This is a genomic window from Paenibacillus tepidiphilus, from assembly GCF_008635795.1.
Lineage (GTDB): Bacteria > Bacillota > Bacilli > Paenibacillales > Paenibacillaceae > Paenibacillus_AQ > Paenibacillus_AQ tepidiphilus.
The window spans coordinates 13,969-38,234 of record NZ_VWRQ01000005.1 but is presented as its reverse complement, the minus strand read 5'-3'; the positions used below and the strand labels follow the sequence as shown (position 1 = coordinate 38,234).

Genomic DNA, 24,266 nt, shown 5'->3' with positions numbered 1-24,266 from the left:
CCTAATATAATGAGGGAACACCATTTAAGCGAAGCATTTCCGCAAGGGGATGTCATTACATTTTAGGAGGAGCCCGATGAGCTTTTTTAAGAAATTGAAGGAAAGCATCTCCGGCAAGACGGAAAGTGTAACGAAGCAATTCCGTGAAGGGCTGGAGAAGACACGCAAAGGATTCGTGGAGAAGGTCTCCGACCTGATTATCCGCCGCAAGAAGATCGACGAAGAGTTCTATGAAGAGCTGGAAGAAATTCTGATCGGTGCCGATGTGGGCGTGAATACGGTCATGACGCTGGTTGAGGACCTGCGTGCCGAGGTGAAGCAGAAACGGATTGAGGATGCTGCCGAGCTGCAGCCGATCCTCTCCCGCAAGCTGATGGAGCTGCTGCGCGGCGACGATGATAATACACTGAAAGAGAATCCGGATGGCATTACGGTCATTCTCTTCGTAGGTGTTAACGGAGTCGGCAAGACGACGACGATCGGCAAGCTGGCGCACCGCTACAAGCAGCAGGGCAAGAAGGTGCTGCTTGCCGCCGGCGATACGTTCCGGGCCGGAGCCATCGAGCAGCTGGAGGTCTGGGGCCAACGCGCAGGTGTCGACGTAATCAAGCAGCAGGCCGGCTCCGATCCGGCGGCAGTGATGTTCGATGCGGTACAGGCTGCCAAGCAGCGGGGCGTCGATGTGCTGATCTGCGATACCGCAGGACGCCTGCAGAACAAGACCAATCTGATGGAAGAGCTGAACAAGATCTTCCGCGTCATTCAGCGCGAGATTCCGAGCGCTCCGCATGAGGTGCTGATGGTATTGGATGCGACGACAGGCCAGAACGCGCTGACCCAGGCCAAGCTGTTCGGCGAGAAGAGCGGCGTTACCGGTCTCGTGCTGACCAAGCTGGACGGTACGGCCAAGGGCGGCATCGTCGTGGCAATCCGTCAGGAGATGAACCTGCCGGTGAAGCTGGTGGGCCTCGGCGAGAAGATGGAAGACCTGCAGCCGTTCGATTCCGAGCAGTTCGTCCATGCCTTGTTCGACGGGATGATCAGTGACGAGGAGAGCAGTGAGCAAGAAGAGGAATAGGAAGTGGCCTATTCTATCTTTGTACAACCAGCAAGAAACATCATAAGTTAAGGCCTACGGCTTAAAGATAGGGCCCGGCCGGACAAGCCCGCAGTGATCAGGAAGTGATGCGCTGCGGGCTTTTTTTCATACCTTCTTATTGGCAGCCTATCATCATATGAAATATTCACAATAACAACTGTACTGCTTGTCAGCCCGCGCGCATACAATTGATGTGTAAATCAGATTATCCCCCGAATATACCTTTCGTAGAAAGGAAGCGATTCCAGGTATGTGGGATGGTTCATAAACTCCATTTTGCTGTTATATATATTGACATAGATATCGGCATTTACGTATTATGAAACTAGTTAATCCGTGAATTTGCGGTAAATTTGCAATGATATTTTCATAAAAGTCAGAAAAACTAACACACTTTGATCCGAAAGGAGTCGGGCTCATGTCCAAACTTGATCCTTTGCCCGGTTTATCTCCGTATCCGCTGCAGCATTATTATGATGAAATGTATGCCGATGAACGGAGTGTCCGGCCGCACTACAAACATGTGAACCGCATGTTTTCCGGGATGAGCCCCGAAGAGCTGCAGGGCAAGCACAGGCTGATGCAGCGCAGAATGATGGAGGAAGGGATTACGTTTACGCTGTACAATCCGGCCCAGGATCATCCGATGGAGCGCACGATCCCTTTTGACATGATTCCGCGGATCATACCGAAGAGTGAATGGGAGATGCTCGAAGCCGGCATAACGCAGCGGATTACCGCCCTCAATCTGTTCATTCACGATATCTATCATGAACAGTACATCGTCAAAGACGGGATTGTGCCGCGGCGCATGATCCTCTCCAACTGCTACTTCCGGCCGGAAATGGCGGGACTGCGGATACCCGGAGGCGCGTACATTAACACCTCGGGCATCGACCTGATCCGCCACCGCGACGGCAGTTACTATGTGCTGGAAGACAACCTGCGGACTCCTTCGGGCTTCTCGTATCTGTTCAAGGGCCGGTCGCTGATGAACCAGCTGTTTCCTGAATTGGCCTTTGCCAGTTCGATCCGGGATGTGGATCACAGCCTGAACCGGTTCTTGTCTGTCCTGCGCAGTCTGTCGCCTTCCCGGACGAAGGACCCGGTTATCGCACTGCTTACGCCCGGTGAGTACAACTCCGCTTATTATGAGCATGCGTTTCTGGCACAGCAAATGGGCATTTATCTGGTGGAGGGGCGCGACCTTGTTGCGCAAGACCACAAAATCTATTTAAAGGAAATGAACCGTCTGCGCCGGGTCGATGTCCTGTACCGGAGACTGGATGACGATTATATCGACCCGCTGGCGTTCCAGCCGAACTCACTGCTCGGCGTGGCAGGGCTGATGAATGCTTACCGTGCCGGAAACATTGCGATTGCGAACGCACCGGGCACCGGAGTAGCCGATGATAAGGCCATGTATGTGTATGTTCCGGACATGATCCGCTACTATCTCAATGAGGAGCCGATTCTGAACAATGTGCCGACCTATCTGCTCGGCCGGCCGCAGGAGCGGCAGTATGTGCTGGATCACCTGGAAGAGATGGTCGTCAAGGAGACCTCCCTGTCCGGCGGATACGGCATGCTGATCGGCAGTGAAGCGACCCGAGAAGAGCTGGACGAATTCCGGCTCAAAATACTGGCCGACCCCGAGCGGTATATTGCCCAGCCGATCATGATGCTGTCCCGGGCTCCGGTATTGTCGGAAGGATCAATGGCACCGCGCCATATCGATCTGCGTGCATTCGTACTGATGGGTGCCGACCGCAAGCCGCATGTCATTCCCGGGGGATTAACCCGTGTAGCGATGAAGGAAGGGTCGCTGGTAGTGAATTCCTCGCAGGGAGGAGGCGTCAAGGATACCTGGGTCATGGCGTAAACGCAGGAGCAGGCTAGACTTCGGAAGCGGCAAATTGAAGCGGCATCACAAGACTGAAGCGAAGGGGTGGCGACGATGCTGAATCGCAATGCGGAGGCTCTATTTTGGATAGGACGGTATATTGAACGGGCAGAGAATCATGCGCGGCTGATTGATGTGCATTATCATATCCAGCAGGAAGAGGATTTTCAGGCGGAGGGTCATAAATGGTCCCGTCTGATTGATGCCCTTGGCGTCAGAAACGAATATTTACAGCAGTTTGAGAGCTTTGCGGAGCAGGATGTCTTATCCTTTATTACTCTGGATCTCGGCAATGCCAATTCCCTGTTCTCCTGCGTGCATCAGGCGCGGAATAACCTGCGGACCCTGCGGCAGCACCTGCCCAGTGAACTGTGGGATATTGTGAACAGCTTCAATCTGTGGCTGGGGGAACAGTCGGTGGCGGATATCATGAACGGGCCGCATCAGTTCTACCGGCAAATCAAGGAGCGGACGGCGATGTTCCTCGGCGCGGAGCAGTCGGTCATGCTGCGGGGGAATGAGTGGCATTTCATTGAGAGCGGCCGCTTTCTGGAACGGGCGGAGAACACGGTGCGGATTCTGCAGGCCGTTATTGTATATTGCAAAGACAAGGAAATCAACTTGGTCTATACACAGCTGCAGGCGGTGCTGAAATCGGTCAGCGGCTACCAGTCCTTCCGCCGGTACTATGCGGATGCGATGTCGCCGGAGTGCATACTGGAATTCCTGATTACGAGCAGCTCGTTCCCGCGTTCGATCCGCTTCTCGTTCCACAAGCTGGAAGAGCATCTGGCCAAGCTTGAGCTGGACACCTCCGAGAAAGGCTCGGGGCATGAGAAGGTCATCCGTCAGGCCGGCAAGCTTAAAGCTGAGCTGGATTATATGGAGAAGGAAGAGATGTCCGGAGAAGTCGTGGATGAGCTGCTGAATACCCTGATGCTCTCCTGCCAGCGTCTGGGCAAAACGATGGAGGGCGCCTTTTTTCGCCGTGAAGGAGTCCGCATATGAAAATTCAAATCCATCACACCACCACGTATACGTATCCCGAACCGGTGACGGACAGTGTCAATGAGATCCGGCTGACGCCGCGCACCAACTACCGGCAGTCCTGCTATCATCATGAAGTGGAGATCAATCCGCCGGCCCATTTGCTCACCTACGAGGATTTCTTCGGCAACCGCGTCCATGCCTATACGGTCAATAAGCCGCATACGGAGATGGTTATCCAGACGAAGGCCACGGTGGTTACTCTGGATAAAGCCCAGGGCGCAGACTTGCCGCGGCTTCCGCTGGAGGAGCAGTTGAAGGTGCTCAGCGACGAAAAGTTCCAGAACCGCTACATCGAATTCATTCTGCCGACACGGTATACGGAGGTAACACCGGAGCTGGTGGAGTTTGCTTCACAGCATCCTTTTGATGAGGCGGAGGATATGTATGATTGGACCCGAAGGCTCTCTTCGACGATCTATGAGCAGTTCACCTATGATCCTGAAGCCACCAGCGTCAATACTACGGTCAAAAAAGCGCTGAAGCTCAAACGCGGCGTCTGCCAGGACTACGCCCATCTGATGATTGCGGTCTGCCGCAGCGTCGGCCTGCCGTCACGTTACGTGAGCGGGTACCATTTTGTCGGTGACCTGCAGGGCGGCAATGCCGATTTCGAACAGGCTTCCCATGCCTGGGTGGAAACGCATATCCCCGGTACGGGCTGGCTGGGCTTCGATCCGACCAACAATATGGAGGTTAACTGGCGTTATGTCAAGCTGGGCCACGGCCGGGATTACAAGGACATTGTACCGGTTAAAGGAGTGTACCGCGGTGTTGCGGGAACGCTCAGTGTAAAGGTCGATGTGAGACGGCTGGATAATTGAGTGGTGAAACTCATTCTTGAAAGCAATGTCCGCCTGATACTGTACAAGAGCCACAGTTCCATTAAGCATGTAAAGTCTTGTTCCGGCAAAAAGCACTTGACCGAGTGGCATTCCACTAGCGGTTTCTGCATACCAGTGCCCGCGCCTGATCACAAATTCTGCTCGGCTTGATTATAACGGGCCGGGAAATGGGTAATCTTGAAACAGAGCCATTATTATGGAGTTTGTGGAAGGAGCGTGTACCTATGAGTCCGAATACAGCGAAAAAACAGCGATTTATCGGAAAAACCGCAATTATTACGGGTGCAGGCTCGGGAATCGGCAGAGCGGCCGCCATTCAGATGGCCCGTGAAGGGGCCAATGTCGCCCTGTTCGACCTGGTGAATGAACGCACCGCCGTGCTGGCCCGGCAATTAAATAAGCTGAGAGAGAACTGCGCCCTGGCTATTGATGTAGATACTTCGGATGCGGCGCGGATGGAAGAAGCAGTGAAACGGACGGTAGAGCATTTTGGCGGCGTAGATGTGGTCTTTGCCAATGCCGGAATTAATGGGGTTGTGGGGCCAATTGAGGAACTGAGCGTGAGTGACTGGGAACGGACACTTAACGTCAATCTGACCGGAACCTTCCTGACCTTGAAATATACCATTCCTCATTTGAAAGCAAAGGGGAAAGGCAGCATTATCATTACAAGCTCCATCAACGGCAATTACCGGTTCACCAGCTTTGGCTGGTCGCCTTACAGTACGACCAAGGCCGGACAGGTGGCTTTTGCCAAGATGGCGGCACTGGAGCTGGCGAAATTCAAAATCCGCGTCAATGTAATCTGTCCGGGTGCGATTTCCACCAACATCGACGAAAGCACGGAATTCAGCGAGGAAATGGAAGAAATCGTAATCCCGATTGAGTTCCCGCAGGGGGCTCAGCCGCTGGCCGACGGGCCGGGTAAGCCTGAGAATGTGGCCGATCTGGTCGCTTTCCTGGCTTCGGATGAGTCCAGTCATATTACAGGAGCGCAGATTGTCATCGACGGGGCTGAATCGCTCTTGTCTTAATTTGCATTAACAAGGCTTCGAACCCCGGCACCTTAACGGCGCCGGGGTTGTTTGCTGTGTACAGAGCTAAAGATGCGGTGCGTCATCTGATAGCGGGGCAGCGCTACAACGGTAGTGGTTAGATTGTAAAAATAAACGTTTTGTTATTTTGATTGTAAAAAAATAAACATAATGATAATATGTCTATATTAATAATGAGAGGTGATGGGGTTGCCTGCCAATAATGGTTCCGGCGGTATAACCGATGCTTTCTGGGATGCTTCTATGAAAGAGCTGAAGCTCGGTTACGTCGCCCAAACGCGAGAGCCTTCCCTATTCTATACCTGCCTGGTGTGCGGCGAGGAATTTGAGAAGGGCGTTATTTATAAACGGGGTGAGCAGTTTTATGAAGCGGAGAAGTTCGCAGGTATGCATGTGGCGGAAGCACACGGAACGATGTTCCACTGGCTGCTTGGCCTGGATAAGAAGCAGACCGGGCTGACAGATCTGCAGAAAGGACTGATTCAGTCGTTCGCACAAGGCCAAAGCGACAACGAAGCGGCTGAAGCGCTGGGAATCGGCAGCACATCGACAGTACGCAACCACCGCTTCACACTGCGGGAGAAGGTGAAGCAAGCGAAGCTCTTTCTGGCTATTATGGAGCTGGCGGAGGAGAAGCCCCGGGTCTCCGCACCGCTCCTCAGCACACCGCGAAGCGGAGCGGTGCAGGACAAGCAGATTATTTTAACGGAAGAAGAATATGCGGAGATTATCGGCAGCTATTTTAAAGAGGGACCGGACGGACCTCTCGCGGAATTCCCCCGCAAGCATAAGCGCAGAGCCGCAATTCTGCGCCAGTTAATTCAGCGCTTTATGCCAGGCCGGGATTATACGGAGAAAGAAGTCAACGCCATTCTGGAGGAGGCCTTCGATGATTATGTGCTGCTGCGGCGTTATTTGATTGACTATGGATTGCTGGCCCGCGAGGAAGACGGGAGCAGATACTGGGTGCGGACACAGACTGAAGATCCGCCCAAGAACATGAATACGGACAGGAGAATGGATACTATGGATAAGAATAAACGTAAGGAACTGGGATACAACTATGCGCATACTCACCGCCCGATGGGGGTGTACAGAATTTATAACAGCATCAACGGCAAATCGCTGGTCGGCAGCAGCATGAATCTGGATGGGGCATGGAATAAGCATAAATTTATGCTGGATGCCGGACTGCATGACAATAAGGCATTGCAGGCGGACTGGAAGGAGTACGGCTCCGGGAATGTTGTTTTTGAAATACTGGAGCAAATCAAGCCGGAGGAGGATTTCGTAGCCGAAGCGTCCGAAACGTTGAAATACCGTAAGCCGCTGGCCGAATTGGAGGAGAAGTGGCTGGAGAAGCTGGCTCCATACGGGGACAACGGATATCATAAGCAGCGGTAAGCGGGGCTTGGAGAACAGCAAATTGAAGACTTATATGGGAATATAGAAGGGTTCGGAAGCGGCTCTAAGGTAACTGCATGGGATATGAGGGGTTCGGAACGGCTCGAAGGTATATTCATGGAATATGAGAGGTTCGGACCCGACACGTAGGTGTTCAGGAAATATGAGGGGTTCGGAACGAGTCTTAGATACACTGGATATATGACTGGTTCAGAAACAAACAGACGGTCTTAGGCAGCAATGCTAAGGAGAATTCGAAGCTTCCGTCCAGAAGCTTTCGTCCAGCTTCCATATGAAGGATGTATCAGGGCGCAGGCTGTGATACAATGTAGCGGAACAGCGACTAACCTTGCGTGGGGGCGATGAAATGGCGATTATGTCGTGGCTGGCTGAACAGCGGATTCAAGAGGCAATGCGCGGCGGTGATTTTGACGATCTGGCGGGAGCCGGCCGTCCGCTGGAACTCGATGATCTCTCTGGAGTACCTGAAGAGCTGCGGATGTCCTTCAAGATTTTGAAGAATGCCGGCCTGCTACCGGAGGAATTGCTGCTGCGCAAGGAATGCGCGACGCTTGAGGAATTGCTGGCGGCTTGCCGCACAAGCGGAAGCGGGAATGACGCAGAACGCACGGAGCTGGAGTCGAAGCTGTCGCTCAAGCGGCTCAGGCTGCAGCAGCTGCTGGGTGAGCGCGGTCTGGAGAGCAGCGGGGTTTACGCAGAATACGGTGAGCAGATTCACAAGCGGTTGCTCAGCGATGACAAATAGTGTATAGAGGAGTTCTTGTCCCTAAGGGGAGGAACTCCTTTTTGATTTAACGAGTACATAATACTTGGGCGCCCCGTAGAGTTCATGTATCAATTTGGTGCAAACACAGAAGAGAATCCGGCAGAGCCATTTCCTATTTTCGAGCCAGGAGTGAAAACAAGAAAATCAGCATTCATAAAAATGAACTCAACGAAGCAATAGGACATGTATCCAAGGCTACTTCGTGCCGCACGACCATCGGAGATAAGTCCGGTGTCTGGCCCTGAGCGCTTGTTGTATTTGGGTCCGGTCAGGAGGGTGACCAATTTGGCTGAATGGCTTGAAATTGCGGCCTTTTTCGCCCATGATAATGAAAGCGGACAAGCGTTGACCGTAATTATGCCGAATAGATAATGGAGAGTTATTGAACATGCAGCTTCCAATTACGCAGGTATTACCTGAATTGAAACAGATATTTCATTCCGCCCCTGCGGCGGTGCTGATTGCCGAACCCGGCGCCGGCAAGACGACCGGAACGCCCCCGGCGCTGCTGGATGAGCCGTGGCTGGCCGGCAAGACGATTCTGATGCTGGAGCCGCGGCGGCTGGCCGCCAGGTCGGCAGCTTCCTATATGGCTGCTGCGATGGGGGAAAGCGTCGGCCAGACCGTCGGTTACCGGATGCGGCAGGATACCCGGGTCGGCAAGCATACCCGGATTGTCGTGGTGACAGAGGGAGTACTCACCCGCATGCTGCAAAGCGACCCGTCGCTTGGTGATGTCGGTCTGGTCATCTTCGACGAATTCCATGAACGCAGTCTGCATGCCGATCTCGGGCTGGCCCTGGCGCTGGAAGCACAGGCGGTGCTGCGCGAGGACCTGCGCATTCTGATCATGTCGGCGACGCTGGATGGGGAACGCGTCGCAGGCCTGCTCGGCGGAGCGCCGGTGGTGAACTGCCCGGGACGAACCTATCCCGTGGAGACGCTGTATGTGCCTTCCCGCAGCGACGCCATCCTGGAGCAGACCGCAGCGGCGGGGGTCCGCCGGGCGCTGGCGGAACAAAGCGGAGATGTGCTGGTGTTCCTGCCCGGCGAGCGGGAGATCCGCCGAACCGAAAGCGAGCTGTCCCGGGCCTCTCTGCCGCCGGGAACGGTACTGCGCCCGCTCTACGGGCAGCTTCCGCAGCAGCTGCAGGATGCCGCTGTGGCCCCGGCCGTGCCGGGCGAACGAAAGGTGGTGCTGGCAACCTCGATTGCCGAGACCAGCTTGACCATTGAGGGTGTGCGTACTGTAATCGACACCGGGCTGCGCCGGACGCAGGTCTTCTCCCCGCGCACCGGCATGCCGCGCCTGGCAACCGTGCCGGTATCGAAGGCTTCGGCCGACCAGCGGCGCGGCCGGGCGGGCCGTACCGCACCGGGCGTCTGCTACCGGCTGTGGAGCGAGGCGGAGCATGCCCGCCTTCCGGACAACACTGTGCCGGAGATGCTGGAGACCGACCTGGCGCAGCTGGCACTGGAGCTGGCGCTATGGGGCGTGCGCGAGCCGGGCGCGCTGCTCTGGCTTGACCCGCCGCCGGCCGCACCATATGCGCAGGCCACGGCGCTGCTGCGCCAGCTCGGCGCGCTGGACGCCGGCGGCGCGATCACGCCGCACGGCCGCCGCATGGCCGCGCTGGGCGCGCATCCGCGCGCCGCGCACATGCTGCTGCGCGCGGCAGAGCTTGGCGCAGCGCCGCTTGCCTGCCGGCTGGCGGCGCTGCTGCAGGAGCGGGACCTCTTCAAGGGTCCCGCTGCCCAGGACAGCGACCTCACGCGGCGCGTGGAGGTGCTGCTCCGGTACGAGCGCTCCGCCGCCGACACGGGCGGAGCGGACCCCGGGCTCTTGCGCGCGGTGGAGCGCGAGAGCCGGGCCCTCCAGGCGCAGCTGGGGCTTGCGCCCGGTGCGCCGGTGGACAGCAGCGCCGCCGGGCTGCTGCTGTCCTTCGCCTACCCCGACCGGGTGGGGCAGAAACGCGGCGATGGCGCGTTTCTGCTCTCCGGCGGCCGGGGGGCGGCCTTGCGGGAAGGGCAGCCGCTGGCGCGCTCGCCCTATATTGTGGCGGCCGGCGTGGATGACGCCGCCGGCCAGGGGCGGATACTTCTGGCGGCGGAGCTGCCAGAAGAGGATTTGCTGCTGCAGCATAAGGATGCGCTGAGCGAAGAAAGAGAAGTGTACTGGGACAAGGACGCAGGTAGTGTACAGGCGCGCAGGCGGACAAGGTTCGGCGCCTTGGTGCTTAAGGAGACGGCTCATGAACGGCCGACAGCGGAGGAGATTGAGGAGGTGCTGCTGTCTGTAATAGCCACCGAGGGCCTAGAGCTGCTGCCTTGGGACAAAGGCGCGGTCCAGCTGCGGCAGCGGATGGCTTTTATCGGCCGGCTGCGCACGGATTGGCCCGATATGTCTGACGAAGCGTTGACAGCCGGGCTTGGTGATTGGCTGCGTCCGTATTTGCAGGGCATACGCAACCTGCGGGATCTGCAGCGGGTGCCGCTCGCCAAAGCGCTGGAAGGCATGCTCGACTGGCCGGCTCGCCAGGTGCTGGAGAAGGAGGCCCCGACACATATTGCCGTTCCCAGCGGATCACGGGTAGCGCTGGATTATAACGACCCACAGGCACCGGTGCTTGCCGTCAGGCTGCAGGAGATGTTCGGTGCGCTCGACACGCCGCGGATCGGCGGTGGGAAGGTGCCCGTACTGCTGCATCTGTTATCTCCGGCCAGACGTCCGGTTCAGGTAACCTCCGATCTGGCCAGCTTTTGGCGCAGCACGTACTTTGAAGTCAAAAAGGATCTGAAGGGCCGCTATCCAAAGCATTATTGGCCGGATAACCCGCTGGAGGCTATTCCGACAAGCCGGGTGCGTCCGCGCAACTAAAGCTCCTGTGCCGAACTTGTTATTTCTTTGGCGCTTGTATTGCTTGAATCCGCCGCTGGCAGGCTGGAAGGCAGGCTGCCTGAAGCTGCTCCATTCTTGTATTCGGCTGTTTGATCTGCCTGTTATCGGGTAATAAGTAGCGAACACAATTACGAAGGAGGGCTTCAAGTGACTAACAAAATTGTAGGTGTTTTTGCGACGGAACAAGAAGCGACCAGAGCAATTGAAGAACTGCAAAGCAGAGGCGTTCCTACCGACGACATTTCAGTTATCACACGAGACCGCGATGATTTAAAGAATATATCCGAGGATACCGGGACGCTTGCACCGGAAGGCGTAGCGACTGGTGCGGCTACCGGCGGTGTAGTAGGCGGGGTGGCCGGGCTTCTGGCCGGCATCGGTGCGCTGGCCATACCGGGCATTGGACCGATATTGGCTGCAGGGCCGATCGTTGCTACGCTGACCGGTGCGGCTATCGGTGCCGGAGCTGGCGGACTTGTCGGCGGCCTGATCGGACTCGGTATTCCTGAAGATGAGGCCAGAGAATACGAGACTTTTGTCGACAGAGGCGACATTCTGGTCCTGGTAGAAGAGAACAGAAGAGGGCAGACGATCCATGATGTCTTCCGCTCCTCCGGTTCCCTGAACAGCGACCGTTATAACACGCTCTACCCTGGGACCACACCTGTGGACCGCGGTACTGTAACCTCTGAACAGCCTGTGGCTCCGGGCACAATCGACAGCCGTGGAACCGTAGATCCAACGGTTGATCCGGAATTCTACAATCGTAACCGGCTGTAATGACCGGTATATCATCCCATAATAATTTTGTGAATCGAAGCAGTGTCCTGGCAGAATCGGGGCACTGCTTCTTGTGTTCTGCAAACCCGTAGTATTATGGATAGTTTCCTACTGGAGCTGTTCGCTCCGCGCTAAAACCTTGACCGCATCAAATTGCAGCTGTGCACCGTCTAACTAGCGAGTATGGTCGGGGGATGTCAGGCATACCATCTTTAGATTTGGCTTGGTCAAAGTACTAGTTTGATTTTAGCCACTTAAATTGCTCATTTTTGCGGTTTGTGATGATCTAGTTCGATAATCGCCACTTAATTGGACTGAAATCCATGATTAGGGCGTATTATGGTCAAATTAGATGGCGGAAATCCAACTAGAGTTGGAAAATGACCCGAAACGCAAGAAATAAGTGGCGGAAATCCAACTAGCACCGGGAATGCAGCCTAATGATGGCTAAATGAAGCTAAATACCACCGACGTCGATACCACTATCTGCTACGGCTTGTTCTATCTATATCCATACCACGTGTCTGCGGAGCAGTCTATGTCCGATCATCACAGCCATACTAACCTTTCATCGTTTACCTTGTGTACCATCTACATCATCTACACTAACACCATCTACATTCGCATCACCTACTTTGACACCATCGATCTTCACATCGCCGACCTTTAGCGCCAATTACTTTAACACCATCTACATACGCATCCCTACTTTGATACCATCGATCTTCACATCGTCTACATACGCATCCCTACTTTGATACCATCGATCTTCACATCGTCTACATACGCATCACCTACTTTGATACCATCGATCTTCACTTCGCCTACCTTCGGTACTATCTTCTTCGCAGACAAGACTGGCTGGTGTAATACCGGCAAGAAGTGCTAATAATTTGCTAACTATAGGTATTGATCAGGAACGCCTCATTCGGAGTATCCACTGAAATGCTGCGACTGTTTGGGCAAGGCCTCTTTGTTAGTGATGGGATTTTACTACTGTTTAAGCATTGATTCTCAAATATCAACTCAAGCATTAATATTCCCTAATATCATCATATGAAAAATTCATAATAGAAACTCATAATAGTCCGCTGAAATTTTTCACAATAATCTATAGTTATGGCGACCAGATCAAAAAAGTCTGCGCCCTAAAACACTGCTTCAAACAAATCAGTCTAAAACAAATCAGTCTAACAAGGCTGTCAAATCTAAATCAAATTCTTTATTTATTTCTTTGTATTGAACATTCTAACCGTGCTTTACAAACCAATTAATCCTGTATCTTCCGCCTCAAATCCATCACTTCACCAAAAACATCCCACTTACTGGCCACCCACCATTCAACCCGCTGAACATTCAGTGAACCATCAAATCGTTACTCACCTTCATCTATCAATCATCACATGCAATCATTCCTAATCCCACGTTCTTATGCACCTACTTTCAACATATGAAAAATTCACAATAATACATACAAAGCCAAAACCTCACCACATACCTATTCACATTCCTGATCACCTAACTCAATCATGTATCTATCCACATAAACCACGGATTAAGCATAGGAGAACCGTTCATTCGGAATATATGGATTAATATGGAGGAGGCAGATGGAAGTTGGAGCGGGTTTACAGAAGCAAGATAGTTGCTGAAGCAGATGGTAGAAGAAAAGTAGAAGGTAGTAGAAGTAGAATTTCGATAGCAGCAGTATTTTTTATGAAATTAGAATGTTGCAGTAGTAGATGGCTAGTGAAGCAAGAAGGTTGTGAAAGTTGGAAAATAGTGTTTATATTAACTAGAGATGAGTTTATATGATATTGAGCTGCGGCCGGCCGCCGGCCTGAGGGAGGTATACTGATGGCGTTTATGATTGCGCAACGAGCATTTATTAAAGTGTATTTGATTACGATGGTGGAGAAACATAAAGGTTATGGGTATCAAATGCTGGAGGACCTGCGGAGGGATTTCAAGGCCTATGGCTATTCTCCTCCCCAGAGCGAAATATACCGTGCGCTGCATGAACTGGTTCAGCAGGGGATTCTATACCGTACCAAGCAGCTGAAGGGCAGCGATCCCAAGGTGGATTTCCAGGAAATCGTGCTCTATCATTTCACGGCGGAGGGGGAGGAGAAGGCCAAGCTGTACAAAAAACAGGTAAAGACCGACCTCGACCGCTGTTTGGGTATTCTAAACAAAGCGGTTAAGGATAACTATTAAGCTCAGGCATCCTGTTCTTCAGCATCCTGTCCCGGAGGCGTTACCGGAGAGCTGGCTGTGCCGTGATCTTCGGCAGCTTCCCAGGCGCCGGCATCGTCGAAGCGTCCGCTGTTCTCCTGGCGGCCTTCACCTGCCCCGGATGGCGGCCGGGTCATGACCTGCTCTTCGACCGGACGGTCGCTGCCTGCAGCATTGCGGTCAGGCACATGATTTACGGCATAGGGTGTTTGCGGAATGGCTTCCAGCCTTTCGTAAGGAATTTCCTCCTTGCTGATCACACAAATGCCGTACGTGCCATCTTCTATCCGCTGCAGTGCGGCTTCAATTTCTTCCAGTTCATCGTTCAGCGAAGCATTGATCGCCAGATCCCGGCTGCGCTCGAAGGTCTCGGTGCCGACGTCGGCGGGATGATTATCGGCAGAGGACAGCTCACCTGTAGAGACTCTGAGCGAGTCGCCCAGAAGGCTGTCTTCTGCGTTGTTTTGCGTGAAATGAGACTCAAGCTCAGCTTTGCGCTCTTCCAGGGATTTCTGAAGTGTTGCCACCTGTTCATCGGTTAAATGGTTCATGAGGTCATCGTCCTTTCTGTCTAAACGGAGTAAATAGCTGCGTAATTTAACCTTACCCTATTCAAACGCCGGGAAATCAGCGGACCTTGGTCCCGGAGACTGCAACTTTTGTGATATTTTCAGGTTGCTTTCACCCTGCTATAATAATGACTATTGGAGATACAGCACAATATGGAGGTTAGTTTGATGGATGAACATATGAAACGGCGGCTGGACAAGCAGAGAAAACTGTTCACCCAGCTCGGCATCAACTTGGACGCGCTTACGATTCACGAGAAGGAATTTAATGTGAAGCTTCGCGGCTATGACGCGGAGGAGGTTGATACATTTTTGGATACGGTCATTAAGGATTACGAACGCTTCTATGCGACCATAGCCGATCTGATGGATAAATGGCAGGAGCAGCAGCTGGAGCTGCGCGATCTGAAGTCCGAGACCAAAGCGGTAGTACAAGCGCCGGTAACCGTACAACAAGGTATCGACCCCAAAGAACTGGAAGAAGTGATCAGCCGGCTGGAAAGCAATGTGCGCCAGTTGAAGGATAAGCTTCAGCATACGGAGAGTTATCTGTAACCGGAGAACCAGTAATCCAATTGGAGGTTTGAACCTTGCCTAACGCAAAAGCCTGGGGACTCAAAATCCGGGGCAAAATTGCCCTTGGCTATGTAATGATCCTGCTGATGCTCGGTCTGTTTCTGATCGTCGTCTCCGGCCGCATCACCGATCTCGAGCAGGAGACAAAGTTCTTAAGTTCTCATGACATACAGGTCCATGAGCTGTCCTATGTGCTTGAGAAGAATGTGCTGGACATGGAGACGGGGCAGAGGGGATACGCTTTAACAGGCCTGACCGATTATCTGGAACCATTTAATACCGGACTGGTTGAATGGCAACTCAATTACAGCAGACTCCGCGAGCTGATTACGGATAATCCGGAACAGGTGCAGAATCTCGGCCATATTAAAGACAGCATTGAAGCATGGATCAACGAGGCGGGGCAGCCGGTTATCGATTTGAAGCGCAACGGGGAGGATGCGGCGGTTGCCGCATACTTCCATAGTGATCCGGGGAAGCCCCTGCTGGATCTGGTGCGTGCCCAATCGGAAAGCTTCCGCGAAATCGAACGCAACCTGACCGCTGAACGTATTGCCAATATCCAAGCCAGTAACGACAGACTTCTCATTACAATGTATATCCTGTGGTCTTTAGTAGCTGTGCTTGCAGCAATTATTACATATATTATTGCCGGAAGTATTGTTAAGCCTTTGCGCAATGTCATCGATGCCATTAACGCCATCGCCGGTGGCGGCAATATGGCCGAGCGGATAACCGTGCGGACGGCGGATGAGATCGCCGAGCTCGCCGAGTCGACGAATGGACTGCTGGATTCGGTGCAGCGGGAGCAATGGCAGAGCCAGCAGCTTGCCCATATGTCCATGGTGCTTCAGGAAACGCAGGACCTTTCAGCCCTGTGCCGCACCTTTGTGAACAAGCTGGCCGCCATGCTCGAAATACAGTATGCGGCATTCTATGTTGTGGACCAGTCAGGACGCTTTAACCGCAATTACTCTTATGCCGGAAGCGAACAGAAGGAGATGCAGCTGGGGCTGGCGAGCTTTAAGCCGGGTGAAGGGGTCATCGGACAATGTGTACTGGATAAAAGTATACACCGGCTGGAGGATTTGCCGGCGGACTATATCAGCATCAATTCCGGACTAGGGCGGACCGCGCCACGTTCGGCGGTGGTTGCACCCATCATATTTGAGAACAGGACATTAGCCGTCATCGAGGCGGCATCCATCACCCGCTGGAATACATACCAGATGGAGCTGTTCACGGAACTGCTGGGACTTATGGCTATCGCCCTGCATTCCACGCTGAACCGCCTGGAGATCCAGAAGCTGTATGGAGACTCACAAGTGATGAATGAGGAGCTGCAGGTACAATCCGAAGAGCTGCAGGTGCAAGCCGAAGAGCTTCAGGGGCATACCAAGGAGCTGCTGGAGCTGAACAGTGAGCTGGATGAACGCCGGGCGTCGGCTGAAAGAGTCACCAAAGAACTGGAGAAATACAATGTAGAGCTGGAGCGAAGCTCCCGTTACAAGACTGAATTCCTGGCCAACATGTCGCATGAACTGCGCACTCCGCTTAACAGCATGCTAATTCTGTCGCAACTGCTGACCGAGAACCGCAACGGTAACCTGGGCGAGGAGGAACAGGAATACGCATCAGTAATACATACTGCAGGCAGTGATCTGCTGGCGATGATCAACGATATCCTGGACCTGTCCAAAGTTGAAGCAGGCAAAATGCTGGTGGAAATGGATGCGGTCAATCTCACAGAGCTGCCTACCCTGCTGCAAGGATATTTTGGCAAGACCGCGGAGCAGCGGCAGCTGGAATTTGAGATCCATATCGGTGAAGAGGTGCCGGATCTCTTCTTTACCGACGAACTGCGCCTGCATCAGATTCTTCGTAACCTGCTGTCCAACGCTTTTAAATTTACGGAAAAAGGCGCGGTGCATGTAGAAGTCGGATATCTTCCTTCTTATGTGGATGAGGATTACAGAAGCAGCGGGCCGGTGCTGAGCTTTGCCGTGAAGGATACGGGCATCGGCATTTCGGCGGGCAACCGCAAGCTTATCTTTGAAGCTTTCCGTCAGGCCGATGGCTCCACTGCGCGCAAATTCGGCGGCACCGGACTGGGCTTGTCGATTTCACTGCAGCTTGCCAGGCTCCTGGGCGGACATATCTCCCTGGAGAGCCGTGAAGGCATTGGAAGCACATTTACCCTCTATCTCCCTTGCAGGACGGAGGAGAGCGAAGCGGGAGCCGGATTGATGGCTTTGCAAGCACAGACTGCCTCAGCTGCAGATGAGGAGACCGAATCGCCGGGTCAGAGGCTGCAGGCAGAAACGTCATCGCTGCAGAAAGAAGCTGCGTGTCTGCAGGGGCGAACGGTATTAATTGTAGACGATGATCCACGGAATATTTTTGCCATCCAGCAAGGACTTGAGCCTTACCGGATGAATATTCTGACTGCACAGACCGGGTTCGAATGCCTGCAGATCGTGCGGGAGCAGCCTGATGTTGATATTGTTCTGCTGGACATTATGATGCCGAACCTGGACGGGTATGATACGCTGTCCATTATCCGCGAGGAGCTGCTGCTGCCCGAGCTTCCGATCATTGCTATATCGGCCAAGACCATGAAGGAAGAACGGGAGAAATGTCTGGCGGCGGGGGCCAATGATTTTCTAAGCAAGCCTGTGGCGATCCAGGATGTAGTTCTCCGCATGTGCCGTTTGTTGTCAAACGCAGAAGGCGCGGCGGAAGAATAGAGGGACTTATACACTACTGAATGGCTACCGGTCAGGCAGAAGGATAAGGGTGGGGGATGAAAGCCCTGCCCTTTTTTGCTGCCCTAATAATTTAATCGCAAAAAAAATCGGCGATCCCTTGCAAAATAAATAAAACCTAGTATAATACTTGGTATATAAGGATTAAGGAGTCGGTGAGCATGTCGGTCGATGATTATCTGGATCTGCTGAACTATGCCAAAGCCATCAACGATACGGAATGGCAGGCTGACATTATTGAGAAGCTCAAAGCTTATCGTACCGTGTCGGAAGAGCAGCATAGGGAAGATGTGAACAGTCTGTGGGTTCGTTTCGATCAGGTGAACCGGGCATTGCTGGAGCTGTTCGGGAGGCTGCGGGAAGAAGAGGATGCTGCCGGGAGCGGACAGTGGAAAGAGCGGATTTGGGAGCTGAAGCTGGAGCGCATTACACTGGCCAAGCAAATTCAGGAGCGTTATATCAAGATCCGTTAGAATGAACCAGAGCTATAGGATGATATAAAAAATGGCATGCAGTTGTCTGCTCTGCCATGACTTGCGGGTATACAATTCAGGTTAAGGTGAATTTAGCGGATTCACATTAACGAATACCTAATTACTTAGACATTTGCATTCCTTCACGCATCATGGTCATACACATTGTCATCATTTCGTCGCAGTCCTGCATTTTCTTCATCATCATGTCCATATCCATGTCCATCATATTCATTTCGGCCATCTTCTCCATACACATCTTCATACAGTTCATCTTGGCCATCATGTCTTCCATGCACATGTTCATCATCATTTCCATACACATTTTTTCCATAATGATCGTCCACCTTTCATATTTTAGTAGTTTGACTCTTTAAAATTACTATATTTTCCTGAACGATACAACCGATTTGCCGAAAATTTTTCGGAAATAGACGGATATTTGTCACAAATATGGATATTCAGACCTTGCATATGGAATTTATCAGAAATAAAGCGCCCCATTTACCTCCCTGCTTAGGGACAAATGAGGCGCTTTTGCGCACAACTGTTAATCTCAGTCACTGGCTTGTCTCAAGCTCAATCCACTCCGACGACCAGCCCTGAATCTCGCCAAGAATCGGGGCAAGAGCGTTGCCTTTGTCGGTCAGTGAATACTCTATACGCACAGGTGTCTCCGGATAAACCGTACGCTGAATGATGCCTTCCTGCTCCATTTCCTTCAGACGGTCAGACAACACCTTGCCGCTCAGATTGGACAGGCAGCCCTCGATTTCGCCGAACCGGCGCGGACCCTGCATCAGTACAAAAACAATTAATGCAACCCACCGTTTGCTCAGAACGTCAACCGCTCTCTCAAAGCGCGGACACATTTCAAAAGTGTTCATCGATAACATCACCCCTGCATTCATTATATCATAAACTTACAATAAGTAATTATAAATATTTAACTATATATTATAACTTGACGAAGTTATATTACAATGATAAACTAACTTACAAATAGTTACTTAACGTTGAGATGATTAAATTTTAGATACACAAAGGATAGGACGGTGCACTTATGATCAGACCAGATATTGTTTCTATATTGCAGCATAAGATTAAGCGGATTACAACGGATAACTCCGCAGCCATTCTGGTGGGGCCGATTACATTGCCGGTGAATTTGGACGGGGAGACCGTTACGTTTAAATGGTACAGCTGGCTGAAGACGGAGGATGCCGAGCTGATGCAGGGCGATTCGCCCGAAGCGACGGAGCTGCTGATCTCGCGGCTGTCCTCCATGAAGCTCGCCGACGGACAACAATCCAGTGTGCTGGTATATGGTGACTTTGAGCAAGCCAACAACGCGCTTGTGCGGATGCACAGCATCTGCCATACCGGAGATATCTTCGGCAGCAAGCGCTGCGATTGCGGATTCCAGCTGCGCCAGTCCATGCGGATGATGGTACAGAATGGCTCGGGCGCACTATTCTATCTGGCCAATCACGAAGGCAGAGGCATCGGATTGTTCAGTAAGGCGATGGCTTATCTGCTCCAGGAAGAGGGCTACGATACAGTGGAAGCGAACCTGGAGCTGGGCTTTGCCGATGATTCGCGCGACTATACGGACGCCATTGCGGTATTGCAGAGTCTGCGCGGGAAGCCGGTGACCCTGATTACCAACAATCCGAAGAAGCTGGAAGCGCTGAAGGCAGCTGGCATGAACACGGGCGCACGGGTCCCGCTCTGGGGAGATGTGTCGGTGTTTAATGAGAAGTATCTGCGGACCAAGGTTGCCCGTTCGGGACATTTGGAGGCTGTCAAAGGTACGGAGTTTTTTGCGATATAAATAAGGACGGGTCTTCTGACCCCCGCCAAGCAACCAGGGAGCTTATTCGGCTGTTGCCGCCCTGAGAGCCTAGCGGGGGTATTTGCTGCGCCGGAAGGGCCTTCAAAGAAAATGGGTAGTCCTTTGGGGCACGGTGCATTATAATGGAGAACTGAGCCCAAATTCCAAGTCTAGCGAGGTATGTTATGAATGCGATAGAAGTGCGGGACTTGCGCAAGACGTTCAAAGTCCAAAAGAACCGCGAGGGTCTCAAAGGGGCCTTCGCTGATTTGTTTAAACGGCAATATTCCGAAGTCACAGCAGTAAAGGATATCTCGTTCACCATTCCGGAAGGCGAAATCTGCGGTTATATCGGGGAGAACGGCGCGGGCAAATCGACGACCATCAAGATGCTGACCGGTATCCTGGTTCCTACTTCGGGGATCGTTAATGTCGGCGGCTATGTACCGCACGCCGAGCGGGAACGGTTCGTACAGGAGATCGGCGTCGTGTTCGGCCAGCGCAGCCAGCTATGGTGGGATATCGGGGTCATTGAATCGTTCCAGCTGCTGCGGAAGGTCTACCGCGTTCCGGAGCAGGATTTCAAACGGCGGCTGGATGAGCTGGTAGAGCGCCTTGCGCTGCAGGATCTGCTGAACCGGCCGGTGCGCAAGCTTAGCCTGGGCCAGCGGATGCGTTGTGAGCTGGTGGCGGCGCTGCTGCATAATCCGGCCATTCTGTTCCTGGACGAGCCTACCATCGGGCTCGACATTGTGGTGAAATCGGAAATCCGCGAGTTTCTGCGCGATATGAACCGTGAGCATGGAACGACCATCCTGCTGACCACCCATGACCTTCAGGATATTGAAGCACTGTGTTCGCGGGTGATCATGCTGGATGACGGACGGATCATCTATGACGGCGGTCTGGAGGAGCTGAAGCAGCGCTGGGGAACGGGAGTTGAGGTTCAGTTCCAGTTCGGTACCCCGACGAAATTGCCGCAGCTGCAGCAGTGGTCTGCTGACATGCCGGTGAACTGGACAGCCGAGAATGAACTGAACGCGAAGGTCTGGATTCCCCGTGAGCTGAATGTGTCCGACCTGCTCGCCAAGGTGGTCGGCAAAGCGGACATTACCGATATCAAGATCATTGAGACCAACACCGATGATATCGTCCGCAGCATTTATCAGTCGGGTTCGGCGGAGAAGCCGGCCGGGCTGCTGCAGGCTGAGAAAGAGGCCATTCATGTCTGATTCACTGATGGCCCAAGCCGGGGGCCGGCCGGCGGGAGGCCCGAAGCAGGGGAAGCGCGGGCTGCTGCTGGGCGCTTATTTTGATTTTATCCGTATCCGGTTTCTGACCATGCTCGCTTACCGCGTCAATTACTATTCCGGTATTCTGATCTATACCCTGAACATCGGGGTCAATTATTTCACATGGAAGGCCATTTACGGGGGCGACGAATCGCTCGGCGGCTTTACGGGGGCGCAGATGACGACCTACGTAGCCGTATCATGGATGGCGAGAGCCTTCTACTTCAATAATCTGGACCGCGAGATTTCAAGCGACATCCGGGACGGCAACATCGCGATCCAGTTCATTCGTCCTTATAATTATGTGCTGGTCAAAATGATGCAGGGTCTCGGCGAGGGCCTCTTCCGCTTTCTGATGCTGATGATCCCCGGAATGGCGATTGCCATGCTGCTCTTCCCGGTTCAGCTCCCGACGGAGCTGTCAGCCTGGGCCGGCTTCCTGACGATGCTGTTCTTCAGCTTCCTGATCAATTCGCAAATTAATGTGCTAACCGGCCTGTCCGCCTTCTTCGTCGAGAATAATGAAGGGGTAATGCGGATGAAGCGGGTCATCGTGGATCTGTTCTCCGGTCTGATCGTCCCGATCAGTCTGTTCCCGGGCTGGCTGGCGCGTGTGCTGGAGGTATTGCCCTTTCAGGCAATTACCTATCTGCCCGGCTCCGTATTTACAGGCAGAGTACAAGGGACCGGCATCTGGAATGTGCTGGGGATTCAGGTCTTCTGGTTCCTGCTGCTGCTTGTCCCGATTATTGCTCTAAACCGCGCAGCCCGAAAGCGGCTGTTCGTACAAGGGGGTTGATGGGCATGTATTATCTCGGACTGCTGGCGGAATACCTGAAAAATTATATGAAGACCCGCCTGACCTACCGCGCGGATTTCTGGGTGGAAATGATCTCCGACCTGCTGTTTCAGGCGGTCAACTTTATCTTTATTCTCGTGATCTTTATGCATACGGACAGCCTGGGAGGCTGGAGCCAGAACGAGGTCATCTTCGTGTATGGCTTCTTCATGGTCCCTTACGGAATATTTGGCTGCTTCATTAACCTGTGGGGGTTCAGCGAACGCTACATCGTTAAGGGCGAGATGGACCGTGTGCTGACCCGGCCGGCGCATAATCTGTTTCAGATTTTCCTGGAAAATGTGGACCCGCCGGCGCTGGCCGGCTCTGCAATCGGGATTGTCATCATGGCGATCAGCGGAGCTAACCTGGGGCTAAGCCTGGAGTGGTGGACCCTTCCGGCGATGCTGCTGCTGAGCATAAGCGCTGTGGCGATTTATACCGGAATCTATACGGCATTGACCTCGTTGTCCTTCTATTCCGACGCACCAACCGGGATTCTGCCGCTGATGTATAACATCCAGAGCTATGGCCGGTATCCGGTGACCATCTATAACCGGGCGATTCAGGTCCTGCTGACCTGGGTTATCCCGTTTGCCTTTGTCGGTGTGTATCCGGCGGCGCTCTTCCTGGAGCGCGAGGAGATGCGGAGTATGGCGCTGCTGACGCCGGCCGTAGGCGCCGTCTTTCTGGCAATTGGCCTTCTGGCCTGGAATCATGGTGTGAAACGGTACAAGGGTGCCGGATCGTAGCAGATCTATAACTGAACTTATACAGAGAAACAGGCGGGCCGGTGCCTGCCTGTTTGCTGTGCTGACATTAGTGTACTTATATTGGTTTATGTTCTTCCCATATCCCCGAAATCCATGCATAATCAGGTGGAGGAGGGATTCCATTGTATACAATTGGCATTGATTTAGGCGGAACCAACATTAAAGCGGGCTTGTATTCGGAGGAGTATGCTCCGGCTGCGGAGCTCTCGATCCCGACTGAGGCTTCGGAGGGGCCGGAGCATGTTCTTGGCCGTATCCGGCAGGCAGTGGAACTCCTGCTGGAAGAGAGCGGTATCAGTCTGCACGAAATCCGCTGTATGGGACTCGGCATTCCCGGGCTGCTTGATCCGCAGCAGGGGCTGTCGCATTTCTCGCCCAATTTTCCCGGCTGGGAAGAGGTGCATGTTGTCAACGAAATGAAGCGCCACTACCTGTTTCCGGCCTACATAGACAATGATGTAAGAGTCAATATGTATGGGGAGTGGCAGTTTGGCGCCGGACGGGGCGCGGACAACCTGGTCCTGCTGACGCTTGGCACCGGGCTGGGCTCTGGCATTATACATAACGGTAAGGTGCTGTATGGTACGACCTTCAGCGCGGGTGAAATCGGACATATGAATATGTACCGCAGCGGCCGGCCATGCCGCTGCGGCAGCTCGGGCTGTCTGGGACGGTATGTATCAGCCGTAGGCATGACGGTTACCTTCAAGGAGAAGCTTGCTGAAGGCAGGGGCAGTATCATCCGGGAATGGACACAAGGAGATGATCAGGCCATTACAGCGAAGCTGATCTCCGAGGCTTATGATGCAGGCGACGCCTTGGCAATAGAAGTGATGGAGGAGACCGGGACCCTGCTGGGCTTCGGCCTCGCCAATGTGATTAATCTGCTCAATCCGCAGCTGATTATTATCGGCGGCGGGATGGCGGACGCCGGAGAGCGGCTCCTGCGCAGTGTCCGCGAGACGGTAAGCGGACATGCACTGAGGCTCTCCGGCGGACACTGCCGGATCGTCCAGGCTGAGCTCGGCGGCCGAGCGGGAACACTCGGTGCCGCTTATTATGCGAATAATCATTATTTTCGGTGAGAGTATT

The 24,266-nt window shown here is 53.4% G+C and carries 22 protein-coding genes; 19 read left to right on the top strand and 3 right to left on the bottom strand.

Annotation, left to right across the window (positions count from 1 at the left end; translation table 11 throughout):
• Positions 1 to 76: 76 nt before the first annotated feature.
• From ftsY to F1379_RS07815, 11 genes are all read left to right on the top strand, one after another.
• The gene (ftsY, locus tag F1379_RS07865) at positions 77 to 1,078 is read left to right on the top strand and encodes a signal recognition particle-docking protein FtsY (RefSeq protein ID WP_150268219.1); all 1,002 of its coding nucleotides are present in this window, start codon (positions 77 to 79) and stop codon (positions 1,076 to 1,078) included.
• Between the two features lie 439 nt (positions 1,079 to 1,517).
• On the top strand, positions 1,518 to 2,981 hold the full coding sequence (locus F1379_RS07860; protein WP_150268217.1) for a circularly permuted type 2 ATP-grasp protein: 1,464 nt from the start codon (positions 1,518 to 1,520) through the stop codon (positions 2,979 to 2,981).
• Positions 2,982 to 3,056: 75 nt separating this feature from the next.
• Positions 3,057 to 4,010 carry an alpha-E domain-containing protein gene (locus F1379_RS07855; protein ID WP_150268215.1) on the top strand — a complete coding sequence of 318 codons (954 nt, stop codon included), beginning with the start codon at positions 3,057 to 3,059 and terminating at the stop codon, positions 4,008 to 4,010.
• Positions 4,007 to 4,873, top strand: a complete 867-nt coding sequence (locus tag F1379_RS07850; RefSeq protein WP_150268213.1) for a transglutaminase family protein — start codon at positions 4,007 to 4,009, stop codon at positions 4,871 to 4,873. The genes F1379_RS07855 and F1379_RS07850 overlap by 4 nt, the downstream gene beginning before the upstream one ends.
• A gap of 245 nt (positions 4,874 to 5,118) precedes the next feature.
• Positions 5,119 to 5,928 carry an SDR family oxidoreductase gene (locus F1379_RS07845; protein WP_150268211.1) on the top strand — a complete coding sequence of 270 codons (810 nt, stop codon included), beginning with the start codon at positions 5,119 to 5,121 and terminating at the stop codon, positions 5,926 to 5,928.
• A 264-nt stretch (positions 5,929 to 6,192) separates the two neighbouring features.
• The gene (locus tag F1379_RS07840) at positions 6,193 to 7,353 is read left to right on the top strand and encodes a DUF2087 domain-containing protein (RefSeq protein WP_239004593.1); all 1,161 of its coding nucleotides are present in this window, start codon (positions 6,193 to 6,195) and stop codon (positions 7,351 to 7,353) included.
• 367 nt (positions 7,354 to 7,720) lie between these two features.
• Positions 7,721 to 8,119, top strand: coding sequence for a DnaJ family domain-containing protein (locus F1379_RS07835; RefSeq protein ID WP_150268207.1), 399 nt, complete (start codon positions 7,721 to 7,723; stop codon positions 8,117 to 8,119).
• A gap of 409 nt (positions 8,120 to 8,528) precedes the next feature.
• Complete coding sequence (gene hrpB, locus F1379_RS07830) at positions 8,529 to 11,018, top strand: ATP-dependent helicase HrpB (RefSeq protein ID WP_150268205.1); 2,490 nt, start codon at positions 8,529 to 8,531, stop codon at positions 11,016 to 11,018.
• Between the two features lie 168 nt (positions 11,019 to 11,186).
• Positions 11,187 to 11,819, top strand: coding sequence for a general stress protein (locus F1379_RS07825; RefSeq protein WP_150268203.1), 633 nt, complete (start codon positions 11,187 to 11,189; stop codon positions 11,817 to 11,819).
• 1,617 nt (positions 11,820 to 13,436) lie between these two features.
• A complete protein-coding gene (locus F1379_RS07820; protein ID WP_150268201.1) occupies positions 13,437 to 13,634 on the top strand; it encodes a hypothetical protein in 198 nt (65 codons plus the stop codon).
• A gap of 42 nt (positions 13,635 to 13,676) precedes the next feature.
• Positions 13,677 to 14,036 (top strand): replication termination protein, encoded by a 360-nt coding sequence (locus F1379_RS07815; protein WP_150268198.1) that lies wholly within the window; start codon positions 13,677 to 13,679, stop codon positions 14,034 to 14,036.
• Positions 14,037 to 14,038: 2 nt separating this feature from the next.
• Here the strand turns inward: F1379_RS07815 and F1379_RS07810 are convergent, their stop codons facing one another.
• Positions 14,039 to 14,605, bottom strand: a complete 567-nt coding sequence (locus F1379_RS07810) for a TraR/DksA C4-type zinc finger protein (RefSeq protein WP_150268196.1) — start codon at positions 14,603 to 14,605, stop codon at positions 14,039 to 14,041.
• Positions 14,606 to 14,791: 186 nt separating this feature from the next.
• On the opposite strand from F1379_RS07810, the gene F1379_RS07805 reads away from it, so the two are divergent.
• From F1379_RS07805 to F1379_RS07795, 3 genes are all read left to right on the top strand, one after another.
• Positions 14,792 to 15,178 carry a DivIVA domain-containing protein gene (locus F1379_RS07805; RefSeq protein WP_150268194.1) on the top strand — a complete coding sequence of 129 codons (387 nt, stop codon included), beginning with the start codon at positions 14,792 to 14,794 and terminating at the stop codon, positions 15,176 to 15,178.
• A gap of 35 nt (positions 15,179 to 15,213) precedes the next feature.
• Positions 15,214 to 17,946, top strand: a complete 2,733-nt coding sequence (locus F1379_RS07800; protein WP_150268191.1) for a CHASE3 domain-containing protein — start codon at positions 15,214 to 15,216, stop codon at positions 17,944 to 17,946.
• A gap of 179 nt (positions 17,947 to 18,125) precedes the next feature.
• Positions 18,126 to 18,437 carry a hypothetical protein gene (locus F1379_RS07795; protein ID WP_150268189.1) on the top strand — a complete coding sequence of 104 codons (312 nt, stop codon included), beginning with the start codon at positions 18,126 to 18,128 and terminating at the stop codon, positions 18,435 to 18,437.
• A gap of 121 nt (positions 18,438 to 18,558) precedes the next feature.
• Here the strand turns inward: F1379_RS07795 and F1379_RS07790 are convergent, their stop codons facing one another.
• Positions 18,559 to 18,771, bottom strand: a complete 213-nt coding sequence (locus F1379_RS07790) for a hypothetical protein (RefSeq protein WP_150268187.1) — start codon at positions 18,769 to 18,771, stop codon at positions 18,559 to 18,561.
• Between the two features lie 226 nt (positions 18,772 to 18,997).
• Positions 18,998 to 19,324, bottom strand: a complete 327-nt coding sequence (locus tag F1379_RS07785) for a winged helix-turn-helix transcriptional regulator (RefSeq protein WP_150268185.1) — start codon at positions 19,322 to 19,324, stop codon at positions 18,998 to 19,000.
• Positions 19,325 to 19,500: 176 nt separating this feature from the next.
• Here F1379_RS07785 and F1379_RS07780 point away from each other — a divergent pair, with 176 nt between their 5' ends.
• The 5 genes from F1379_RS07780 (at position 19,501) to F1379_RS07760 (ending at position 24,259) form a co-directional block, all read left to right on the top strand.
• The gene (locus F1379_RS07780) at positions 19,501 to 20,271 is read left to right on the top strand and encodes a GTP cyclohydrolase II (RefSeq protein WP_150268183.1); all 771 of its coding nucleotides are present in this window, start codon (positions 19,501 to 19,503) and stop codon (positions 20,269 to 20,271) included.
• Positions 20,272 to 20,456: 185 nt separating this feature from the next.
• Positions 20,457 to 21,503, top strand: coding sequence for an ABC transporter ATP-binding protein (locus F1379_RS07775; protein ID WP_150268181.1), 1,047 nt, complete (start codon positions 20,457 to 20,459; stop codon positions 21,501 to 21,503).
• A 64-nt stretch (positions 21,504 to 21,567) separates the two neighbouring features.
• On the top strand, positions 21,568 to 22,362 hold the full coding sequence (locus F1379_RS07770) for an ABC transporter permease (protein ID WP_150268764.1): 795 nt from the start codon (positions 21,568 to 21,570) through the stop codon (positions 22,360 to 22,362).
• 5 nt (positions 22,363 to 22,367) lie between these two features.
• Entirely contained in the window at positions 22,368 to 23,153 is a 786-nt protein-coding gene (locus tag F1379_RS07765) for an ABC transporter permease (RefSeq protein ID WP_150268179.1), read from the top strand.
• 143 nt (positions 23,154 to 23,296) lie between these two features.
• Positions 23,297 to 24,259 (top strand): ROK family protein, encoded by a 963-nt coding sequence (locus F1379_RS07760; RefSeq protein ID WP_239004592.1) that lies wholly within the window; start codon positions 23,297 to 23,299, stop codon positions 24,257 to 24,259.
• Positions 24,260 to 24,266: the final 7 nt, after the last annotated feature.

Excerpts from the sequence above, each read along its gene's own strand:
- ftsY (WP_150268219.1), top strand. The coding sequence starts at position 77 with ATGAGCTTTTTTAAGAAATTGAAGGAAAGCATCTCCGGCAAGACGGAA.
- F1379_RS07860 (WP_150268217.1), top strand. The coding sequence starts at position 1,518 with ATGTCCAAACTTGATCCTTTGCCCGGTTTATCTCCGTATCCGCTGCAG.
- F1379_RS07855 (WP_150268215.1), top strand. The coding sequence starts at position 3,057 with ATGCTGAATCGCAATGCGGAGGCTCTATTTTGGATAGGACGGTATATT.
- F1379_RS07850 (WP_150268213.1), top strand. The coding sequence starts at position 4,007 with ATGAAAATTCAAATCCATCACACCACCACGTATACGTATCCCGAACCG.
- F1379_RS07845 (WP_150268211.1), top strand. The coding sequence starts at position 5,119 with ATGAGTCCGAATACAGCGAAAAAACAGCGATTTATCGGAAAAACCGCA.
- F1379_RS07840 (WP_239004593.1), top strand. The coding sequence starts at position 6,193 with ATGAAAGAGCTGAAGCTCGGTTACGTCGCCCAAACGCGAGAGCCTTCC.
- F1379_RS07835 (WP_150268207.1), top strand. The coding sequence starts at position 7,721 with ATGGCGATTATGTCGTGGCTGGCTGAACAGCGGATTCAAGAGGCAATG.
- hrpB (WP_150268205.1), top strand. The coding sequence starts at position 8,529 with ATGCAGCTTCCAATTACGCAGGTATTACCTGAATTGAAACAGATATTT.
- F1379_RS07815 (WP_150268198.1), top strand. The coding sequence starts at position 13,677 with ATGGCGTTTATGATTGCGCAACGAGCATTTATTAAAGTGTATTTGATT.
- F1379_RS07810 (WP_150268196.1), bottom strand. The coding sequence starts at position 14,605 with ATGAACCATTTAACCGATGAACAGGTGGCAACACTTCAGAAATCCCTG.
- F1379_RS07805 (WP_150268194.1), top strand. The coding sequence starts at position 14,792 with ATGGATGAACATATGAAACGGCGGCTGGACAAGCAGAGAAAACTGTTC.
- F1379_RS07795 (WP_150268189.1), top strand. The coding sequence starts at position 18,126 with ATGTCGGTCGATGATTATCTGGATCTGCTGAACTATGCCAAAGCCATC.
- F1379_RS07790 (WP_150268187.1), bottom strand. The coding sequence starts at position 18,771 with ATGGAAAAAATGTGTATGGAAATGATGATGAACATGTGCATGGAAGAC.
- F1379_RS07785 (WP_150268185.1), bottom strand. The coding sequence starts at position 19,324 with ATGAACACTTTTGAAATGTGTCCGCGCTTTGAGAGAGCGGTTGACGTT.
- F1379_RS07780 (WP_150268183.1), top strand. The coding sequence starts at position 19,501 with ATGATCAGACCAGATATTGTTTCTATATTGCAGCATAAGATTAAGCGG.
- F1379_RS07775 (WP_150268181.1), top strand. The coding sequence starts at position 20,457 with ATGAATGCGATAGAAGTGCGGGACTTGCGCAAGACGTTCAAAGTCCAA.
- F1379_RS07765 (WP_150268179.1), top strand. The coding sequence starts at position 22,368 with ATGTATTATCTCGGACTGCTGGCGGAATACCTGAAAAATTATATGAAG.